This window comes from Candidatus Omnitrophota bacterium, assembly GCA_030695905.1.
Lineage (GTDB): Bacteria > Omnitrophota > Gorgyraeia > 2-01-FULL-45-10 > 2-01-FULL-45-10 > CAZHPY01.
In genome coordinates this window covers 41560-62870 of the sequence record JAUYOL010000043.1, presented here as the reverse complement: position 1 = coordinate 62870, position 21311 = coordinate 41560, and the positions used below count along the sequence as shown (strand labels likewise).

The following is a 21311-nucleotide window of genomic DNA, read 5'->3' as shown; positions in this document are numbered from 1 at the left end:
ACTAAGTTGAGCGCCTATTTGCTTTCTTTTTGCCCGCTTAAATTCTATGCAATAAACTCTAATAAACGGAATTTGTAAACATGGAATATCACTATTTACCAAAAAAACAAGGGCTATACGACCCGGCTTTCGAGCATGACTCGTGCGGCGTAGGGTTCGTCTGTGACGTAAAGGGCAAAGCATCCAACCGCATAGTATCTCAAGGACTCGAAGTCTTGCGGCGATTGGCTCACCGTGGAGCGACAGGCTCTGACCCAAAAACGGGAGATGGAGCCGGGATACTAATACAGATCCCGCATGAATTTTTTGTTAAAGAATGCAAAAAGATAAAGATAGATTTGCCGGACAAGGGTGAATACGGCACAGGCTTGGTATTTTTGCCGGCAGATGAAAAGGACCGCACATTCTGCAAAGAAGCCATCTCACAGATCATAAAAAAGGAAGGACTCACGCTGCTTGGATGGAGAAGCGTGCCTGTGGAAAATTCTGATATAGGCATAACAGCAAAAAATACGCAGCCTGTAATGGAGCAGCCTTTTATAAAGAGGGCGGATTCAAATCCGGCCTGTGGCATAGATTTTGAAAGAACGCTGTATATAACGAGAAAAAAGATTGAGAATACCATCCGGGAATCCTGCATCAAACAGAGGTCTTTCTTCTATATAACGAATTTTTCGAGCAGGACTTTTTCTTATAAAGGCCTTTTAATGCCTCACCAGATGGAGGGCTTCTTTTCGGATCTGCAGGATAAAGACGTTAAAAGCTCCATATGCCTGGTCCATTCACGCTATAGCACCAACACATTCCCCACGTGGGACCTGTCGCAGCCGTTCAGATTTCTTGCTCACAATGGCGAAATAAATACTTTGAGGGGCAATATTAATTGGATGCGCGCCAGGGAAGGCCTGTTAAAATCGGACCTATTTGGCAAAGATATAAAGAAGGTATTCCCCGTAATAGTACCTGGCGGGAGCGACTCCGCCGCAATAGATAACGCGTTCGAGCTGCTTGTTCTCGCCGGAAGGCCTATACATCACGCGATGATGATGCTTATACCGGACGCCTGGGAGCAGAGCGCTCTCATGGATAGAAAGCTTAGAAATTTTTACAAATATCACGCCTGCCTTATGGAGCCATGGGATGGTCCGGCGGCCATCGCTTTTACCGACGGCGTAAGCATAGGAGCCGTACTTGACAGGAACGGTCTAAGGCCGGCGCGCTACATTGTCACAAAAGAAGGCCTTGTTGTTATGGCTTCAGAGGTCGGAGTGCTCGATATAGCAGCCAAAGATATCCTGACGTCCGGCAGGCTGGAACCGGGCAAGATGTTTTATATAGACACGAAGATAGGTAAAATAATAGATGACTCTCAGATAAAAAAAGAGGCCTCGGACAGACAACCATATGAAACCTGGCTAAAAAACAGCCTAATTGAATTTGATAAACTTCCGGCAAAAAAGAATAACAAAAAAATCGGAGATCTGCAGACACAAATGAAGGCGTTTGGATACTCAAGAGAAGACTTAAAAGTGATTATCAAGCCTATGGCGCAAAACGGCCAGGAGCCGGTCGGCTCCATGGGAAATGATACGCCGCACGCGATCCTTTCAAAAGGCCCGCAGCTTCTATATACATATTTTAAGCAATTATTCGCACAGGTTACGAATCCGGCCATAGACCCGATAAGAGAAGAGCTTGTAATGAGTCTGGAAAGCTACATAGGCCCAGAGAAGAACCTTCTGAGCGAATCCGAAAAGCATTGTCACAAGATAAGATTAAAACATCCTATCCTGACAGATGACGACCTTCTAAAGATACAAGGTATCAAACTCAATAACTTTAAAACCAAGACGATCTCCATATTGTTCAAAGCCTCGGGTGAGAAAGAACTGAAGAAGAGGCTCGATGTAATATGTAAAGAAGTTGTAAGCGCGATTAAGAACGGTTATACATTTATAGTCTTGAGTGACCGAGGTGTCAGCAAGGAATTTGCCAGCATACCTGCGCTATTGGCAACCGCCACGGTGCACCACCATCTTATACGAAACGCGCTCAGAACACAGATAGGCATTATAGTTGAAAGCGCGGAACCGCGAGAGGTTCATCATTTTGCGCTTCTATTCGGATATGGAGCCGATTGTATTAATCCATATCTTGTCTATGAGGCTGTACGACAACTTATAGATGAAGGCGAACTCGACATCAGTCAAAAGGACGGCCGGTATAACTATATAAAGAGTGTGGAAAAAGGCATACTAAAAGTTTTGTCAAAAATGGGAATATCTAAATTACAAAGCTACAGAGGCGCCCAGATATTCGAGGCGATGGGCTTAGGCAATGAAGTAGTAGATGCGTGTTTTACCGGAACGGTTTCAAGAATAGGCGGCATAGGATTTGAAATAATAGCTAAAGAGGCGATCCTCAGGCATAAAGATGCTTTTGCAAAGAATACTGAAGAGCCATATCTAAAAACGGGCGGGCTATACCAGTGGAAGCGCGACGGAGAATTCCATCTATGGAATCCGGAATCTATATCCAAACTGCAGGACGCGACATGGAGTAATGACTATGAAAAATATAAGGAATTTGCCAGGTCAATAAATGACCAGTCTAAAAATCCATGCACATTAAGAAGCCTCTTAAAATTTAAAGATCAAAATGGCATACCTATAGAAGAGGTTGAGCCCATAGAGTCTATCGTCAGGCACTTTGCGACAGGAGCGATGAGTTTCGGCTCGATAAGCAAAGAGACCCATGAGGCTATAGCCATAGCTATGAATAAACTCGGAGGCAGGTCCAATACCGGAGAGGGCGGAGAAGACCCTGCAAGATTCACGCCTCTGCCAAACGGCGATTCGGCGCGAAGTTCAATAAAACAGGTTGCATCCGGAAGATTCGGTGTAACCGCAAACTATTTGGTTAATGCCGATGAGCTGCAGATAAAGATATCGCAAGGAGCAAAGCCGGGAGAGGGAGGACAACTACCCGGCCATAAGGTAAGCGCGACTATAGCAAAGATACGCTACACCACACCGGGCGTGACACTTATATCGCCGCCTCCCCATCACGACATATATTCAATAGAAGATCTGGCACAACTTATATTTGACCTGAAGAACGCCAATCCGCGCGCGCGCATAAGCGTAAAACTTGTTTCGGAGATAGGCGTGGGCACTATAGCGGCAGGCGTCGCGAAAGGGCATGCCGATATGATACTTATTTCGGGTGGAGACGGTGGAACAGGCGCGTCGCCATTGAGCTCGATAAAACATGCGGGACTTCCATGGGAATTAGGACTGTCAGAAACACATCAGACGCTCGTGCTTAACGATTTGAGAAGCAGGGTAAGGCTTCAGACGGATGGGCAGATGCGTACGGGCCGGGACGTGGCCATAGCAGCTATTTTAGGGGCTGAAGAATTTGGTTTCTGCACAGCAGCCCTTATTATATTAGGATGCGTAATGTTGCGGCACTGCCATTTAAATAATTGTTCTGTGGGCGTGGCGACACAGGATGATATATTAAGGAAAAGGTTTAAAGGAAAATCCGAATATCTTATAAACTACTTCAAATTTGTATCGCAAGAATTACGTGAAATAATGGCTCGGCTGGGCGTGAGAACCTTAGAGGAATTGACCGGGAGAACGGATCTTCTGGAGTCAGATAAATCTGCGCTACCCTGGAAAGGTAAAGATATAGATTTCTCAAAGATTTTATTTAAACCTGATGTCCCGCAAGGTGTGGATATACGCTGCATGAAGAAACAGAATCATAATATTGAACGCGTACTGGACATCAAGCTGATTGAAATGGCCAAAGACGCGCTCGAAAATAAAAATACGGTAAATATAAAACTATCCATAAATAATACCAATAGAACAACGGGCGCAATGCTCAGCGGAGAGGTATGCCGAAGATATGGCGAGGAAGGCCTGCCCGAAAATACTATTAACTGTAAATTTAATGGTATCGCCGGACAGAGTTTTGGAGCCTTTCTGGCAAAAGGAGCTACATTCGAATTAGAAGGAATGGCAAATGACTATGTAGGCAAAGGCATATCCGGGGGGAAAATAATTATCTATCCCGATAACGGAGCAACCTACAAATCCGAAGAAAATATAGTTATCGGCAATACGACATTCTATGGGGCTATTTCGGGCGAGGCATATATAAGAGGCGTGTCCGGCGAAAGGTTCTGTATACGAAATTCGGGCTTAAACGCTGTCGTAGAAGGTGTCGGAGACCACGGCTGTGAATATATGACCGGCGGAAGAGTCGTCATATTGGGCAGAACCGGTAGAAACTTTGCCGCTGGCATGTCGGGCGGCATAGCATATGTATTCGACAGGGACAAGTCTTTCAAAGACAAATGCAATATGAGCATGGTAGAGCTTGAAAAATTGACTACAGAGGACGAGGAAGCCATAAAACACCTTTTGCTTAACCATACAAGATACACTAAAAGCCATGTCGCCAAAAAGATACTGGACAGCTTCTATAAAGAGAAGAAATATTTTGTCAAGATAATGCCTACTGAATACAAGCGCATACTTCAGGCAAGAAAAGCCGAGGAGAAGATGGACCTGTCGGAGGTGTCGGATGGGTGACCCTAAGGGTTTCCTAAAAGTAAAGAGAGAGGGATTGCCTTACCGGCCTGTGTGCGAGAGGGTGCAGGATCACGAGTGGGTAGCCAAGCTGCGCAACGAGAAGGATTCCGAAGAACAGGCCTCAAGATGCATGGATTGCGGAACGCCTTTCTGCCACTGGGGTTGCCCGGTCTGCAATTATATACCGGAATGGAACGACCTTGTTTTTCATGGCGAATGGGAAAAAGCTTTCGAACTTCTAAACGCAACAAATAATCTGCCCGAAATAACAGGCAGAATATGCCCGGCTCCGTGCGAATACGCATGCGTTCTTGGCATTAACGATGAGTCTGTTACAATAAGAGATAACGAGCTTTCGATAATAGAATGGGCATTTAATTCAAACTATATCAAACCAAGGCCTCCAAAAAAACGCACAGGAAAATCCGTGGCCGTAATAGGCTCCGGCCCCGCCGGGCTATCCTGCGCGGACCAGCTCAATAAAGCGGGGCACAAGGTTACAGTATTTGAAAAAGATGACAGGCCTGGCGGAATATTACGCTACGGCATTCCTGACTTCAAACTCGAAAAAAAGATCATAGACCGCCGCATTAATATTCTAAAGAAAGAAGGAATCCAATTTATTTTGTCCACTAATGTCGGCACCGATCATAAAACTGAAAAGATATTAAAAAATTTCGATGCAATATGCCTTTCCGGCGGGTCAAGACAGCCACGAGACCTGAAAGTTGAGGGAAGAGAATTAAAAGGCATACACTTTGCTATGGATTACCTTATACAGGCAAACCGCGTTGTGGCCGGCAATAAAATACCACGCGAAGAACTCATAAACGCAAAAGATAAAAAGGTCCTTATAATAGGCGGCGGAGACACGGGGGCTGATTGCGTAGGGACGGCGCACAGACAGGGGGCATCATGTGTTATGCAGGTAGAAGTCTTGGGCAAGCCCGCCGAATGCAGAACGCCCGATTTTCCATGGCCAAAATATCCTATTCTATTCAAGGTGTCCACAAGCCATGAGGAAGGCGGCGAACGCCAGTGGGCCGTTCTCACTAAAAAATTTACCGGCCAAAACGGAAATGTCAAAAAGGCCCATTGCGTCAAACTTGATTTTTCCCAGAAAGACGAGAAAAATTGCCCCATCATGAAAGAGATCCCGGGCAGCGAGTTTGAAATAGATGCAGATCTTGTGATACTTGCCATAGGCTTTGTTCACCCTGAACACAACAATCTATTGCGCGAATTAAAAGTTGAATTTGACAACAGGGGTAATGTCAAAACGGGCGAAGACTATATGACCTCACATAAAGGTGTATTTGCCGCCGGCGATATGCGAAGAGGGCAGTCGCTTATAGTGTGGGCCATCTCAGAGGGCCGCCGCGGGGCGCACAATATTGACAAATACCTTGCCGGCGAATCTTCTCTACCCTGTCTATAGATATTGACTAAAGTATCCAAAAGCGGTATCATCTAACATACTAACCGGAGGAAATGATGAGAAAAATAATATCTGCACTACTTATAATTGCTTTTTGCGCAGGGCTTGCGTTCGCTCAAGGCAAACCCGTCACAGGAAACGATTGGCTAAAGGTAGATAAAAAAGCGCGAATTCAGCTTGCTAAGGATTTTATTAAAGATGTAAAAAAACAGGGCGTTACGATATCCAAAGACGCTCCGTTTTATTGTAAAAAATTGGACAGATTATATGAAAAGAAGCCGAATCTTTTAAGCGAACCCGTATGGAAAGTCCTTAAGACAGCCGTTATTATGGAATACGACTGGAAAGAAAAAGGCGTCGATAAGGATACGTTAGCCAGAGAGTGGTTGGGCGAAAAGCTTTACAATAAAAATAAAGAGAGGCGCGTAGCAAAAAAGTTCGCGCAAAAATAATATTGACAATTTAAAACGTTGTGATACAATCATCGCAGGTTCAACGAAGAACTAACGTTTTAAAAAATAGCGTTTTTTTTGAAAACCGGATAATCCCGGCCTAAAAAAAAACGCTATTTTTTTGATAAGCATAAAGGGAAGAAAAGCATGACAAAGTACATTTTTACTACCGGTGGTGTTATATCAAGTCTGGGTAAAGGCATCGCTTCAGCATCCATAGGCAAGATTATGGAATCACGCGGCTTCAGGGTTGCGATGATGAAACTCGATCCCTACATTAATGTTGACCCGGGCACAATGAATCCTTATCAGCATGGGGAAGTTTATGTGACAGAAGATGGCGCTGAAACGGATCTTGACCTCGGCCATTACGAAAGATTTATCAATACCGAAACAACAAAATTCTCTAACGCAACTACCGGCCAGGTCTATAACGCGGTAATAGCCAGAGAAAGACGCGGCGATTATCTCGGTAAGACTATCCAGGTAATACCGCATATTACAAATGAAATAAAAGACCGGGTAAGAAAAGCCGCACAAGTTTCAAACGCCGAGATACTGATAGTCGAGATAGGCGGAACTGTGGGAGATATAGAGAGCCTCCCGTTCTTAGAAGCTGCCAGGCAGTTCAGGCTTGAAGTCGGATATCATAATGCCCTATACGTGCACCTCACTCTCATACCTTACGTTCGCAGCGCAGAAGAGATAAAGACAAAGCCTACGCAGCATAGCGTGGGGAAATTGCGCGAGATAGGCATCCAGCCCGATATTCTTATTTGCAGGACAGAGAAGGCGCTCTCGGACGACGTGAAGGAAAAGATATCATTATTCTGCAATGTCAATAAAGCCTCCGTAATAGAAGCCAGGGACGCGGAATCTATTTATCAGGTTCCTCTTATCTTCAAAGAACAAGGGCTGGACAAGATAATACTTGATCATTTTAAATTAAAATCCAGGTCAACTGACCTCAAAGATTGGGCAAAATTCGTTGTTGAAAGGGCAATACATCCGCGGCACAAGGTCACAGTCGCCGTCGTAGGGAAATATATAGGTTTACAGGACGCCTATAAATCCATATATGAATCGCTGGTACATGCCGGCATATATAATGATGCCAAGGTTACAATAAAGAAGATAGATTCCGAGGAGATAGAAAAACATGGCATTGGGAACCTCTTAGATGATGTATCCGGAATACTGGTGCCGGGGGGATTTGGATATCGAGGGATAGAAGGTAAGGTTGAAGCTATAAGATACGCCAGGGAAAACAATATCCCGTTCCTTGGACTATGCCTTGGCATGCAGTGCGCGGTAATAGAATTTTCGCGAAACGTATGCAGACTGAAAAATGCTAATTCAACGGAGTTCGATAAAAAATCTAAACACCCCGTTATAAGCCTGCTTGAGGAACAAAAACACATAAAAGATATGGGCGGCACAATGCGCTTGGGTGTTTATCCCTGCAGAATAAAGAAGGGCAGTCTCGCGCATAAGGCCTATAAAAAGGGGCTGGTGCTTGAAAGACATCGGCACAGATATGAATTTAATAACAAATACAAAGGTTTGTTGGAGAAAAAAGGCATGACATTCTCCGGTATTTATCCCAAGAAAAATCTCGTTGAGACCGTGGAAATAACAAAACATCCATATTTTATAGCGGTTCAATACCATCCGGAATTTAAATCGAAGCCGGACAGGCCGCATCCCCTCTTCAGGGATTTTATAACAGCCGCGTTGAAGTACGGAAAAGCCCAGAAATGAATGCGATACTCGCGTTAGAAGACGGTAAGATCTACAAAGGCAAGTCTTTCGGCGCCGCCGGCGAAAGATGCGCGGAAGTGGTTTTTAATACAAGTATGGCGGGCTACCAGGAGATCCTCACAGACCCATCCTACAAAGGTCAGATGGTAACTATGACCTATCCTTTGATAGGCAATTACGGCGTAAATGACGAGGACGTGGAATCTCGCAAGCCTTTTGTCGAGGGCTTCATAGTCAAAGAATGTTCAAAAATAGCCAGCAGCTGGCGTTCTAAAAAATCCCTTGGTGAATATTTAAAAGAATTTGATATCTTAGGCATAGAAGGCATCGATACGCGCTCTCTCACTCTGCATATCAGAGAAGCCGGCGCAATGAAAGCAATATTATCAACGGTTGATTTCAACGAAAAGAGTCTGATAGACAAAGCAAAAGCCTCACCTGGGCTTGAAGGACGAGACCTTGTCAAAGAGGTAGTGGCGCAAAAAGGCTACGAGTGGAGTAATAAAGGAAAATTCAAAGTTGTAGTACTCGATTGCGGTGTTAAATATAACATGCTGCGAGAGTTGGCAAAAAACGACTGCAAGGTAATGGTTTTGCCGGCAACGGCTACCAGCAAAGAGATCTTGGATCATAAACCACATGGCGTCCTATTATCAAACGGGCCGGGGGACCCGGCAGCGTTGCAATACATAGTAAAGACGGTACGGGAACTTATCGGCAAGGTTCCCATATTCGGAATATGCTTAGGACATCAGATGTTAGGCCAGGCATTTGGAGGCAAGACTTATAAGCTAAAGTTCGGACATCACGGCGGAAATCAGCCGGTAAAGGATTTGAAGACCGGAAAAGTTGCCATAACTGTCCAAAATCACGGTTACTGCGTTGACATAGACACATTAAACAAAAAAGAGCTGGAAATTACCCACATGAACCTGAACGACAAGACGCTGGAGGGCATCAGGCACAAGAAGCTGCCCATATTTTCTGTCCAATTCCACCCCGAGTGCAGCCCGGGTCCTCATGATGCTAAGTATCTATTCGAAAATTTTAAGGAAATGATGAAGAAACATGCCTAAAAGAACTGACATAAAGAAGATATTGATAATCGGCTCCGGGCCCATAGTAATAGGCCAGGCGTGCGAATTTGATTATTCAGGTTCACAGGCATGTAAGGTCCTGAGGCAGGATGGCTATAAAATAATATTGGTCAATTCGAATCCGGCTACAATCATGACGGATCCGGAAATGGCAGACAGAACATATATTGAGCCGATAACCGTAGAAGCGATAGAAAAGATCATCGAAAAGGAAAGGCCTGACGCGCTGCTGCCGACCCTTGGCGGCCAGACCGCGCTTAACACTACGATAGGCCTTGCCGAAAAAGGAATCTTAAAAAAATACAAGGTAGAGACCATAGGAGCCGACATAAAATCCATAAAGAAGGGTGAAGACAGGCGTTTATTCAAGGAAGCTATGCAAAAGATCGGCCTCGATCTTCCAAGAAGCGATAAGGCATATGATTTAAAGACGGCGTGCGTGGTTGCGGAGAAGATAGGCTTTCCTGTGATAATAAGGCCGAGTTTTACGCTTGGAGGCACCGGCGGTAGTGTGGCTTATAATATAGAAGAATTCAGGGAACGCGCCAAGATAGGACTTGAATCCAGCATGATAAGCGAAATATTGGTTGAAGAATCTGTAATAGGCTGGAAGGAGTTCGAGCTCGAGGTAATGCGCGATAAGAAAGATAACGTCGTTGTAATATGTTCTATTGAGAACTTCGATCCAATGGGAGTGCATACAGGTGACTCTATCACTGTAGCGCCCATACAGACACTCACCGATAGGGAATATCAGAAGATGAGGGACGCTTCAATAGCCTGCATCAGGGAGATAGGGGTTGAGACCGGCGGATCGAATATACAGTTTGCGGTAAATCCCGATACAGGCCGAATGGTAGTCATAGAGATGAACCCAAGAGTCTCGAGAAGCTCGTCTTTGGCATCAAAAGCTACGGGTTTTCCCATAGCAAAGATAGCCGCAAAGTTGGCGGTAGGCTACACTCTTGATGAAATACCTAATGATATCACAAAAGAGACGCCTGCATGCTTTGAACCTTCTATAGATTATTGCGTGGTGAAGATACCGAGGTTTACATTCGAGAAATTTCCGCTTGCTGACCCCACGCTTACAGTATCGATGAAATCGGTCGGAGAGGCAATGTCTATCGGAAGAACGTTTAAGGAATCCCTGCAGAAAGGGTTGCGCTCACTGGAAATTAAAAAGAGCGGGCTTGAAACCATGCTTTTCAAAGATTGTCTCGGAAATGTAAAGGCAAGTGAAGATACATTAAATATGATTTACGAAAAACTAAGGACGCCTTGCGCCGAGAGAGTATTTTACATAGGCGACGCTTTACGAGCGTCTATCGATATAGAGAAAATATACGAGATGACAAAAATAGACAGATGGTTTCTGCATAACATAAAAGAGATAATAGAGCTTGAAGGCCAGATAATAAAACATAAGGACAATATAGCGGACAGTCTTCTTGTCCATGCCAAACAATACGGATTCAGCGATAAGCAACTCGCTATGCTGTTGGGTAAAGATGAGAACGAAATAAGGGCTTTAAGAAAATCCAAGAGTATAGAGCCAGATTTTAAACTAGTTGATACATGCGCCGCCGAATTCAAGGCACACACACCGTATTATTACTCGACATACGATAGGTAATATAGTAAAATACGCCATATGCGCAAATATATTGTATATGGCGTTATTATTTTGTTCTTGCTATGTTCCATAAATATCCACGCGGCACCCACCGACGGAACAAATATACCCTACAAGGGTAAATATATTACCGGATATCAGAACAACAGCGTATTCAAACACGACCTGAGCAACTCCTACGGAAACATCAAAAGCTTACAGAATTACTACACCTTGTCATATGGCGTCTTCGATTGGCTTACCCTTGACGGAAAGATCGGATTTGGCAACGTCCGGGAAAAAGGAGGCGTCCATCCTAAAGTAGACCACAATTACGGTTTGGCGGGAGGGTATGGCTTCAGGCTGCGGGTACTTGATGACGATAAAAATAAGGTACGCGTGGTGACCGGTTTTCAACACACAAGCACGCATCCTGCCAACAGAAATTTAAACGGCGACAAACGCATGGCAATATATGAAGACTGGCAGGTGTCGCTTGTCTCTTCCAGGGAGATAGGCAGAATGACGCCTTTTGCCGGCGCCAAATTATCCTATGGGAACTTGATTCAAAAGACAAATGATATCGACAGAAAAAACCGCCCGCCGGCATACTATACCGGCGTAGTCATAGGCTGCGACGTTAAAATCACAAAAAATACGTACTTAAGCGTCGAAGGCCATTTTATAGATGAGACTTCGTTATCGAGCGGAATTTATTACAAATTTTAAGAATGAAGACCTTAAAATTTTTAACTTTTACAGCGCTTATATTTTGCCTTTGCGGATTTTCCCCCAAAGAAGATAACCTTATAAAGACCAAGGTTGTGGCCAGGGTGGAAATACCGACGTGGTATCACGAAGGGCTGTACTTCGACGGTAAAAACATCTGGGTCGCGAACGGGCTTAAAGGCATGACGTGGGTGGTCGATCCAGGCAGCGGTAAAGTATCCGCAGAAATAAAACCTGTCGGTACTTTTACTGAGGCCGTAACATCCAGAAGCAAAGACGTATATATAGTTACGGATTGGGACTCAAAGAAGATATACACAACTCGTATTGAAAACAACAATATGGCAGTGGAAAAAGAAGCGCTGCTTGCTCCGGCACACCCAACCGGAGCTGTTTGGAACGGGAAAAATCTATTTGTAATAACCTGGACGAGGTCTATTGCCGGCACCAAATTTCATCTCTTGAAAATGGATGATGAGTTTAACATCTTAAATAGACACGGAATAGATAATATACAGGAGCCTTGCCAGATAGCATGGGACGGAAAAAGCTTATGGGTAAGCTCCTGGTACGATAATAAAGTTTATAAGGTTGATGCCGACACATTTGATATATTAGGATATTTCAAGTCACCCGTAAAGAAGACCACCGGCGTAGCGTGGGATGGAATGAATTTATGGGTAACCGGGACGTACAGCGACCTGTACAAAATAGAGATGCTAAATTAAGGAGAAAAATATGAAGAAAATTATGATTCCGGCGCTGGTAACACTGGGCTTGTTTGCGCTTATCGCTATTTCATACAAGTCCCTATTTATACGCACGGTAAATTATGAGATCGCGGGCGTGCAGATACCGTCAAAATATAATATGCTTACGGGCAAAGTCACCCCAATAAGAAATTACAAAGGAAATTCCAATCTTCCGACTATGCAGCCCAGCATAAAGGGCAATCTTGGCTTAAGCGAAGAACAGGCGCAGATGGCTAAATTAAGATGGGCGCTCTTTGAAGAATGGGTTACACAGATGCCAAGATATATCGACTGGCAAACCAATCCACAAACATTCAAAACCGCAATGGAAGATTTTAGAAAATTCATAAGCGGAGAATAAATGATTGGGTCCGGCGCTAAACTTCGTCACTTGACACGCCGCGATAGGCATGATAAAATATGAATTCACATATGGAAAAACTGGATGTCTATCGTAAAGGAGCAGCAAAATTACATAGCAAGTAACGCATTGCACAACGTAAAAATTGTGGCCAGGGAGAATTGTCACCTCCGCTGGCCGATTGTGTTTTAAGGGCATAGTATCATAGAGTAGCAGAGGTATAGGAATAAAAAATGGGTGCTAAAAAGAAGGTCCTAATACTCGGCGGTGGGCCAAACAGGATAGGGCAGGGCATAGAGTTCGACTACTGCTGCTGCCATGCTTCTTATGCCTTAAAAGAGGAAGGCTACGAGAGCATAATGATAAACTGTAACCCGGAGACTGTCTCCACCGACTACGACACATCAGACAAGCTTTATTTCGAGCCGCTCACTGTAGAGGATGTTTTAAGTATAGTAGATATTGAAAAGCCTATAGGCGCGATAGTTCAATTCGGCGGCCAGACTCCATTGAATATATCGGGGCCGCTTGCCAAAGCGGGATTAAATATCCTCGGAACCAGCCCAGATTCAATCGATATTGCCGAAGACAGAAAAAGATTTCAACAGATGCTTAAGAAGCTTAAATTGGTCCAACCGGACAATGGAACCGCTATATCATCCGAAGAAGCAAAAAAAGTCGCTGAGAGGATAGGCTATCCTGTAGTTGTCAGGCCCTCATTCGTATTAGGTGGAAGAGCAATGGAGATAGTCTATGACGAGAAGAGCCTATCCGATTACATGGAGAGAGCGGTAGAGGCATCTCCCGAAAGGCCTATCCTGATAGACAAATTCCTGGAAGACGCGATAGAAGTCGATGTTGACGCTATAGCTGATGGCGAGACTTGCGTAATCGGGGGGATATTGGAACATATTGAGGAAGCCGGCATACATTCGGGAGACAGCGCAATGGTGCTACCGCCACACACCCTGGGGAAAGACATTATAGACATTATCCGAAAAAACACTTACGCTATGGCCAAAGAACTGGACGTGAAGGGGCTGATGAATATTCAGTATGCCGTAAAAAATAATATAGTCTTTATCCTTGAGGTTAATCCCAGGGCATCCAGAACGGTTCCCTTTGTAAGTAAAGCAATGGGCGTGCCCTTAGCAAAGCTCGCGACAAAGATAATGATGGGAAAGACGCTGAAAGAGCTGGGCTTTACAAAGGAAAAGACTATAAATTATGTTACGGTAAAGGAATCCGTATTCCCGTTCATAAGATTCCCTGGCGTAGACGCTATCCTCGGGCCTGAGATGAAGTCTACCGGCGAAGTAATGGGGATAGACACCACATTCGGGTCAGCATACGCAAAGAGCCAGATCGCAGCGGGGCAGAAGATGCCTACTAAGGGCAATGTATTCATAAGCGTAAAAAATCAGGATAAAAGAAACATTATATTCGTCGCAAAGAAACTGGCGGACTTAGGATTTAAGATAATGGCGACCAGCGGTACCGCGGATGCATTAAAGAGCAACGACATAGATGTTCAAATCCTGCCGAAGCTGCATGAGGGCAGGCCGAATATAATAGACCTTATGAAGGACGGAAAAGTATCACTTTTGATAAATACACCTTCCGGCAAGACAACAAAGGAAGATGAGATTAAAATCAGGTCCAACGCCATTCTCTATAATATAGCGCTTATAACGACCGTATCGGGGGCGCAGGCCACGGTAAACGGCATAGAGAACCTTATAAAGAAACCGAAGATGTCGGTAACATCGCTTCAAGAATATCACGCAAAGAATAAAGGTAATAAATGAAAGAATACTGCGGAGTCGTAGGAATACACGGACATAAAGACGCAGCGCGGCTGGCGTATTTAGCGCTTTATGCTCTTCAACACCGCGGCGAAGAATCGGCCGGCATAGCAAGCTATGACTACAAGAAGGTCCATATGCAAAAAGGAATGGGCCTTGTCGGAAACGTATTTACAGAAGAAAGTTTAAAGAAACTGAAAGGCCCTATAGCTATAGGCCATGTAAGATATTCCACAACCGGTTCAAGCATAGCCAAAAACGTCCAGCCGCTACTAATAAACCATAAAAAAGGCTTCATAGCAGTCGCTCATAATGGAAACCTGACCAATTCCGTCGAGTTAAGGAATGAGCTCGAGGATTCCGGTTCAATACTGCAAACGACTATGGATTCAGAATTAATAGTTCACTTCCTGGTAAAGGACCACCTTAATAACTACAAACAGAAGATAGTCCCGATACTGTCGAAGATGCAGGGCGCTTACTCGTTTGTGCTCATGTTGAATGACGCCATTTATGCTACACGCGATCCTTTTGGCTTCCGTCCGCTTTGCATAGGAAAGATCGATAATGCCTACGTTGTCGCAAGTGAAACCTGTGCCCTTGATATGATAGGCGCTACATACATAAGAGATGTCGATCCGGGCGAGGTAGTCATAATAGATAAAAACGGTTTAACATCTCTTAAGCAGCCTCCCGCTGCCAGACACGCATTCTGCATATTCGAATATATATATTTCGCGAGGCCAGACAGCAACATATTCACAAAGAGCGTTTATCTGGCCAGAAAAAATCTTGGCAAGGCTCTCGCGAAAGAATATCCAACTCAGGCTGATTTTGTAATGCCCATACCCGACTCCGGCAACTATGCCGCTTTAGGATACTCCGAGGCATCGGGCATACCGCTTGAGATGGCATATGTAAGAAACCACTACATAGGAAGAACTTTTATCCAGCCAAGCCAGCTGATAAGGGACTTTAAGGTAAAGGTAAAACTGAATCCGATACGCGATGTGCTGAAAGGCAAGCGCATTGTTATAGTCGAAGATTCTATCGTGCGAGGAACTACTTCGCGCAGCCGTGTAAGGGCCTTGAGGGAAGCGGGAGTTGTCGAGATTCATATGCGAGTCAGTTGTCCGCCGTTAATCAGCCCATGTTTTTATGGCATAGACTTCCCCACCAAGAAAGAGCTGGTCGCGGCGAACCACTCCATCGAAGAGATACAGCAGTTTATAGGCGTGGACAGCTTAAAATACTTAAGCCTCGAAGGTATGTTAAGCTCCATGATGCTTCCTAAAGAAGAATTCTGCACAGCCTGCTTTACCGGAAATTATCCTACAACTATATGCAAGCCGCCGTATAAAAAGGCGCTGGAAAAGCGTCTCTGCAAAGGTATATCATAGATGCCGAAAGAAACTATACTCATCATAGATTTTGGATCACAGTATAATCAGCTGATCGCGCGAAAGGTCAGGGAAAATAATGTATTCTGCGAAATAGTCCCGCCTACCATAGATATAAACTTGATAAACCCGGAAGAGACGAAGGGCATAATACTTTCCGGAGGGCCGGCAAGCGTTTACGCGAAGTCAGCGCCCACCTGCGACGCAAGGCTGTTATCTTTAGGCATACCGGTGCTGGGTATATGCTACGGCATGCAGCTGATGACGAAACTATTAGGCGGAGAAGTCACAAGGTCACGGTCGAGGGAATACGGCAGAGCGACACTTACGGTTACGGACCACAAATATATATTTAAAAATGTTCCGCGTGAGAGTGTAACATGGATGAGTCACGGCGACAAAGTAAAAAGGATGCCTAAAAATTTTAAACGTGTCGCGCTGTCCAAAAATACCCCCATCGCCGCGTTCGCGGATTTTAAAAAGAAACTATATGGAGTGCAATTCCATCCCGAGGTAGCGCATACGAAATTCGGCAAGACAATAATAAAGAATTTCTTAAAAGATATCTGCGCCGCAAGAGGCGATTGGTCAATGAAGTCTTTTGTCAAAGAGACTGTTACCCAGATCCGTAAGACTGTCGGCAATAAAAAAATAGTTTTGGGGTTATCGGGCGGCGTTGATTCATCCGTCGCCGCTATACTGATAAATAAAGCCATAGGGCACAGGCTTATCTGCATATTCGTCGATAACGGACTTTTGCGCAAGAACGAAGCCAGGCGCGTAAAAGAGATATTCCAAAAACATTTTAAGATAAATTTGAAATGCGTGGACGCGTCCAAAGAATTTTTAAGCGCGCTTAAAGGTGTTGAGGACCCTGAAAAGAAACGAAAAATAATAGGCAAAATGTTTATACGCATATTTGAGCGTGAAGCGAAAAAGATAGGTTCGGTAGATTTTCTCGCCCAAGGAACACTTTATCCTGATCTGATAGAATCGCGTTCCGCGTTCGGCGGGCCAAGCGCCACGATAAAGACGCATCACAATGTTGGTGGCCTGCCCAAAAGGATGAATTTAAAACTTGTCGAGCCTCTCAAGTACCTGTTCAAGGATGAGGTTAGGAGCGTCGGAAAAGAACTTGGAATGCATCCGGAGGTTTTGGGCCGCCATCCATTCCCGGGGCCGGGCCTGGCGGTAAGGATATTGGGAGAGGTGACTAAAGAACGCTGCGACATCTTAAGGGAAGTTGATGACAGGTTTATCGATACCATACAGAAAGAGGGCCTGTACGATAAGATATGGCAGGCATTCGCGGTGCTTTTGCCGATAAAGAGCGTCGGTGTAATGGGCGATGAGAGAACATACGAAAACGTAGTAGCTCTCAGGGCAGTGACGAGCCTGGACGGTATGACGGCAGATTGGGCAAAGATACCGCATGAGGTACTGGGCAGGATCTCAAATAGAATAATAAATGAGGTCAAGGGCGTAAATAGAGTGGCTTACGACATCAGCTCAAAGCCGCCCGCGACTATAGAGTGGGAATAAGTAATGCTTTACAGGGTTGAGGTTCGCGAAAAAGACGGATTTTATGACGCCGTCGGTGAAAGCGTAAAAAAAGATATACTAGACCTTGGCTTTAAAAATAAGGTCGAGGAAGTAAAGTTCGTATATGTCTACCTCCTCGAGGGGGATATAAACGAAATTGATATAAAAAAAATATCCGAAGAACTTTTGATAGATCCTGTCACGCAGGAATATTCTTTTAATGGAAGCGTCTGCAATGAAAAGGAATTCAAGGCAGTCGAAGTTGCCTATAATCCCGGTGTTATGGATCCTGTCGAAGAGAGCGCCAAAAAAGCGATACAGGACCTGGGAATAAAGGGAGTAAGAGAAGTTAGGACCGCAAAAAAATACCTTATTAAAGGTAAATTATCCGAAAGCCAAATCCGTTCGATAGCAGAGAAACTCCTCTACAATAAAGTCATCCAGCATATAGTAAAAAAACTATCCTCGATATATCCTGAGCCGCCGCCATACCAGTTCAAGCTCATTCATGTCGATATGCTCAAGGCAAACGATAAAAGGTTAAAAGAGATATCGAAAAAAGGGCATCTATTCCTCAATTTGGAAGAGATGCGGGCCATACAAAAGTATTTTCAAGATCTTAAAAAAGATCCCACGGATTGCGAGCTTGAGACATTGGCCCAAACATGGTCCGAGCACTGCAAGCACAAGACGTTCAGGGGAAAGATTGAATACAGGGATAAGGAGCATCTTTCAGGCGGCAAGGCTGAACATATCGATAATCTGCTGAAGTCCACTGTAATGAAAGTGACTAAGGAGCTGGCAAAACCATGGTGTGTATCCGTATTCAAAGACAATTCAGGTGTCATCAAGTTCGACGACAAATACGATATATGCTTCAAGGTAGAGACGCATAACCATCCTTCGGCGCTTGAGCCTTACGGAGGCGCCGGAACCGGCATAGGAGGCGTTATAAGAGACCCCCTTGGCACGGGACTTGGCGCAAAACCTATCATAAACACAGATATATTCTGCTTTGGCCCTACAGATTATCCTTATAAAAAACTGCCAAAAGGCGCGTTACACCCAAAAAGGATAATGAAAGGGGTCGTATCCGGAGTAAGGGACTATGGAAACAGGATGGGTATACCTACTTCCAACGGCGCTGTCTTGTTCGATGAGCGCTTCGTCGGCAACCCACTCGTATTTTGCGGAAATGTAGGCATTCTACCCAAGGAAATGTCATTCAAGAAGGTAAATATCGGCGACCTGGTTGTTGTCGTTGGCGGCCGCACCGGGAGGGACGGCATCCATGGAGCAACATTCTCTTCCGGAGAGCTTACACACGAGTCACAGGAGCTATCGGGTTCTGCTGTACAGATAGGCAATCCGATAATGGAAAAGAAGGTAACAGATACGATACTTCAGGCGCGCGATAAAGGGCTATACAACGCTATAACGGATTGCGGCGCCGGCGGGCTTTCCAGCGCGGTGGGCGAGATGGGAGAGGAGTTAGGCGCTGATGTTGATCTTGAAAAGATCCCTCTTAAGTACAAAGGGCTGACATACACCGAAAGCTGGATATCGGAAGCGCAGGAGAGGATGGTGCTTGCCGTCAGCCCGGATAAGATCGATGAACTGATATCAATTTTTGAAAAAGAGAATGTAGAGGCCACGGTCATAGGACGCTTTACCGGAACGAAACATCTTAGGTTATTTTATCACGGCGAGTGCGTATGCAATCTCGATGTCGATTTCCTGCATAACGGCGGGCCCGATCTGATTAGAAAAGCGGTGTGGGAGAAGCCGCGGCATAAAGAGCCGAGATTAAAAAATAAAAAAGATTTCACCCAAGACCTGATCCGGCTCTTATCAATGCCGAACATAGCGTCGAAAGAGTGGATAATACGCCAATATGACCATGAGGTGCAGGGCGGCAGCGTGCTCAAGCCTCTTCAAGGCGTAAAAAATGACGCTCCCGGCGACGCCTGCATAACAAGGCCCGTTCTCTCATCCAAAAAAGGCATAATATTAAGCTGTGGGATAAATATAGATTATGGAAAGATAGATCCATACTGGATGGCCGCAAGCGCCATTGACGAAGCCTTGAGGCAAATAGTATCTGTTGGCGGCGATATAAGCAGGTGCGCTGTCCTGGATAATTTCTGCTGGGGAAATACCGATAAACCGGATAGGTTAAGCGGGCTGGTGAGGGCGTCACGCGCCTGTTATGATATAGCAAAAGTTTACGGCGTGCCGTTTATATCGGGTAAAGACAGCTTAAACAATGAATACTCCACCGGCAGAGAGACCATATCCATACCGCCAACCCTGCTGATATCCGCGATAGCCGTTATGGATGATGTGAGTAAGGCGGTCACGATGGACGCGAAAAAACCCGGCAACCCAATCTATGTAGTGGGCCTTACGCATGAAGAGTTGGGCGGATCGCAATACTACAAGATGTACGGTTACACAGGAAACAAAGTCCCGAAAGTGAATCCCTTCTATGGCAAACGCGTAATGGACACTCTGACAAAGGCTATCTGGTCAGGATGCGTCGCGTCATGCCATGACTGTTCGGATGGCGGCATAGCGGTAGCCTTAGCAGAGATGGCATTTGCCGGCTCGCTTGGTATGAAGATTCAGTTTGGATTTAAAAGTAAACCGTTCGAGCAGGGCATCTTTGCGAGTGAAATACTTTTGTTCTCAGAATCAAATACAAGATTTGTAGTGGAAGTAAAAAATGAAAAAATATTTTTAAAAATTATGGGCAAGGTGCCCGTATGGAAGCTTGGCAATACCGCCAAAGACAGGTTTTTAAAGATATATGACCATAAAAACAAATTGGCGGTCAATGCCGGCATAGACACGTTAAAATCAAGCTGGCAGAGCACGTTTAAGAATATATAAAATGCCTAAAATAAAAGTTATAGTCTTAAGAACAGCCGGGACAAATTGCGATAAGGAGACCGCGTTTGCTTTTGAAAATGCCGGCGCGATCACCGAGCTTGTGCATATAAATCAGTTAACGAGAGATGAAAAAAAATTATCCGACTATCAGATCCTTGCGATCCCGGGAGGCTTTAGCTATGGCGATGATATAGCCAGCGGCAAGATACTCGCTAATGAATTAAAATTCGGCATAGAAGATGATGTCCAGAAATTTATAAAGGATGGGAAACTTATAATAGGAATATGCAACGGCTTTCAGATACTTGTAAAAAGCGGCCTTCTACCGAATATTTCCGGAGATTTCAAGTCCATAGAATCGACTCTCACGCTTAATGATTCCGCAAGATTCGAGGACCGATGGGTGTATTTAAAGCGGGGGAGCGGAGGGCGGAGGACGAAATGTGTATGGACAAAAGATATGAAAGAAATAATCTATCTGCCTGTTGCGCATGGAGAAGGGAAGTTCATACCAAAAGATAAGAAGACGCTGGAATATCTGAAAAAGAACGGAATGATCGTTTTTAAATATGCGGACGAATATGGAAACACAAAGGGTTTTCCATATAATCCTAACGGCTCCGTCGAGAATATTGCGGGAATATGCGATAAAACCGGACGTATACTAGGCCTGATGCCCCACCCTGAGAGGCATATAAGTTATTTACAACACCCCAGATGGACACGTAGCAGCCATAGAGGAGACGGTGACGGCCTGGCTATATTTGAAAATGGCGTTGAGTTTTGCAAAAAACATTTGTAATTTGCTCATTTTTAGTATATATTTGATATAAATTTATCCTTGTTATATAGGGAGCGCA

13 protein-coding genes and 1 pseudogene are annotated in these 21311 nt (G+C 44.7%); all 14 read left to right on the top strand.

The annotated features are described in order from the left end of the window. Positions 1-80: 80 nt before the first annotated feature. On the top strand, positions 81-4607 hold the full coding sequence (gltB, locus tag Q8R38_07580) for a glutamate synthase large subunit (GenBank protein MDP3791886.1): 4527 nt from the start codon (positions 81-83) through the stop codon (positions 4605-4607). Next, on the top strand, positions 4600-6045 hold the full coding sequence (locus Q8R38_07575; GenBank protein ID MDP3791885.1) for a glutamate synthase subunit beta: 1446 nt from the start codon (positions 4600-4602) through the stop codon (positions 6043-6045). The genes gltB and Q8R38_07575 overlap by 8 nt, the downstream gene beginning before the upstream one ends. Before the next feature lie 53 nt (positions 6046-6098). Further along, the gene (locus tag Q8R38_07570; protein MDP3791884.1) at positions 6099-6497 is read left to right on the top strand and encodes a hypothetical protein; all 399 of its coding nucleotides are present in this window, start codon (positions 6099-6101) and stop codon (positions 6495-6497) included. Positions 6498-6644: 147 nt separating this feature from the next. Continuing rightward, a complete protein-coding gene (locus Q8R38_07565) occupies positions 6645-8258 on the top strand; it encodes a CTP synthase (protein MDP3791883.1) in 1614 nt (537 codons plus the stop codon). Next, positions 8255-9334, top strand: coding sequence for a glutamine-hydrolyzing carbamoyl-phosphate synthase small subunit (gene carA / locus Q8R38_07560; GenBank protein MDP3791882.1), 1080 nt, complete (start codon positions 8255-8257; stop codon positions 9332-9334). The genes Q8R38_07565 and carA overlap by 4 nt, the downstream gene beginning before the upstream one ends. Next, positions 9327-10991: a carbamoyl-phosphate synthase large subunit gene (gene carB / locus Q8R38_07555; GenBank protein ID MDP3791881.1), complete on the top strand. Its 1665-nt coding sequence runs from the start codon at positions 9327-9329 to the stop codon at positions 10989-10991. Before carA ends, carB (Q8R38_07555) begins: the two co-directional genes overlap by 8 nt. 18 nt (positions 10992-11009) lie before the next feature. Next, positions 11010-11699: a hypothetical protein gene (locus Q8R38_07550; GenBank protein ID MDP3791880.1), complete on the top strand. Its 690-nt coding sequence runs from the start codon at positions 11010-11012 to the stop codon at positions 11697-11699. Positions 11700-11701: 2 nt separating this feature from the next. Next, positions 11702-12427 carry a hypothetical protein gene (locus tag Q8R38_07545; GenBank protein MDP3791879.1) on the top strand — a complete coding sequence of 242 codons (726 nt, stop codon included), beginning with the start codon at positions 11702-11704 and terminating at the stop codon, positions 12425-12427. A 10-nt stretch (positions 12428-12437) separates the two neighbouring features. Then, positions 12438-12812, top strand: a complete 375-nt coding sequence (locus tag Q8R38_07540; protein MDP3791878.1) for a hypothetical protein — start codon at positions 12438-12440, stop codon at positions 12810-12812. A 242-nt stretch (positions 12813-13054) separates the two neighbouring features. After that, positions 13055-14620: pseudogene (gene carB / locus Q8R38_07535) on the top strand (carbamoyl-phosphate synthase large subunit). Further along, entirely contained in the window at positions 14617-16017 is a 1401-nt protein-coding gene (gene purF / locus Q8R38_07530; GenBank protein MDP3791877.1) for an amidophosphoribosyltransferase, read from the top strand. Before carB (Q8R38_07535) ends, purF begins: the two are co-directional and overlap by 4 nt. Next, positions 16018-17559 (top strand): glutamine-hydrolyzing GMP synthase, encoded by a 1542-nt coding sequence (guaA, locus tag Q8R38_07525; protein MDP3791876.1) that lies wholly within the window; start codon positions 16018-16020, stop codon positions 17557-17559. A 3-nt stretch (positions 17560-17562) separates the two neighbouring features. Then, positions 17563-20451, top strand: a complete 2889-nt coding sequence (gene purL, locus Q8R38_07520) for a phosphoribosylformylglycinamidine synthase subunit PurL (protein ID MDP3791875.1) — start codon at positions 17563-17565, stop codon at positions 20449-20451. Position 20452: 1 nt separating this feature from the next. Then, entirely contained in the window at positions 20453-21253 is an 801-nt protein-coding gene (purQ, locus tag Q8R38_07515) for a phosphoribosylformylglycinamidine synthase I (protein ID MDP3791874.1), read from the top strand. Positions 21254-21311: the final 58 nt, after the last annotated feature.

Excerpts from the sequence above, each read along its gene's own strand:
- gltB (MDP3791886.1), top strand. The coding sequence starts at position 81 with ATGGAATATCACTATTTACCAAAAAAACAAGGGCTATACGACCCGGCT.
- Q8R38_07575 (MDP3791885.1), top strand. The coding sequence starts at position 4,600 with ATGGGTGACCCTAAGGGTTTCCTAAAAGTAAAGAGAGAGGGATTGCCT.
- Q8R38_07570 (MDP3791884.1), top strand. The coding sequence starts at position 6,099 with ATGATGAGAAAAATAATATCTGCACTACTTATAATTGCTTTTTGCGCA.
- Q8R38_07565 (MDP3791883.1), top strand. The coding sequence starts at position 6,645 with ATGACAAAGTACATTTTTACTACCGGTGGTGTTATATCAAGTCTGGGT.
- carA (MDP3791882.1), top strand. The coding sequence starts at position 8,255 with ATGAATGCGATACTCGCGTTAGAAGACGGTAAGATCTACAAAGGCAAG.
- carB (MDP3791881.1), top strand. The coding sequence starts at position 9,327 with ATGCCTAAAAGAACTGACATAAAGAAGATATTGATAATCGGCTCCGGG.
- Q8R38_07550 (MDP3791880.1), top strand. The coding sequence starts at position 11,010 with ATGCGCAAATATATTGTATATGGCGTTATTATTTTGTTCTTGCTATGT.
- Q8R38_07545 (MDP3791879.1), top strand. The coding sequence starts at position 11,702 with ATGAAGACCTTAAAATTTTTAACTTTTACAGCGCTTATATTTTGCCTT.
- Q8R38_07540 (MDP3791878.1), top strand. The coding sequence starts at position 12,438 with ATGAAGAAAATTATGATTCCGGCGCTGGTAACACTGGGCTTGTTTGCG.
- purF (MDP3791877.1), top strand. The coding sequence starts at position 14,617 with ATGAAAGAATACTGCGGAGTCGTAGGAATACACGGACATAAAGACGCA.
- guaA (MDP3791876.1), top strand. The coding sequence starts at position 16,018 with ATGCCGAAAGAAACTATACTCATCATAGATTTTGGATCACAGTATAAT.
- purL (MDP3791875.1), top strand. The coding sequence starts at position 17,563 with ATGCTTTACAGGGTTGAGGTTCGCGAAAAAGACGGATTTTATGACGCC.
- purQ (MDP3791874.1), top strand. The coding sequence starts at position 20,453 with ATGCCTAAAATAAAAGTTATAGTCTTAAGAACAGCCGGGACAAATTGC.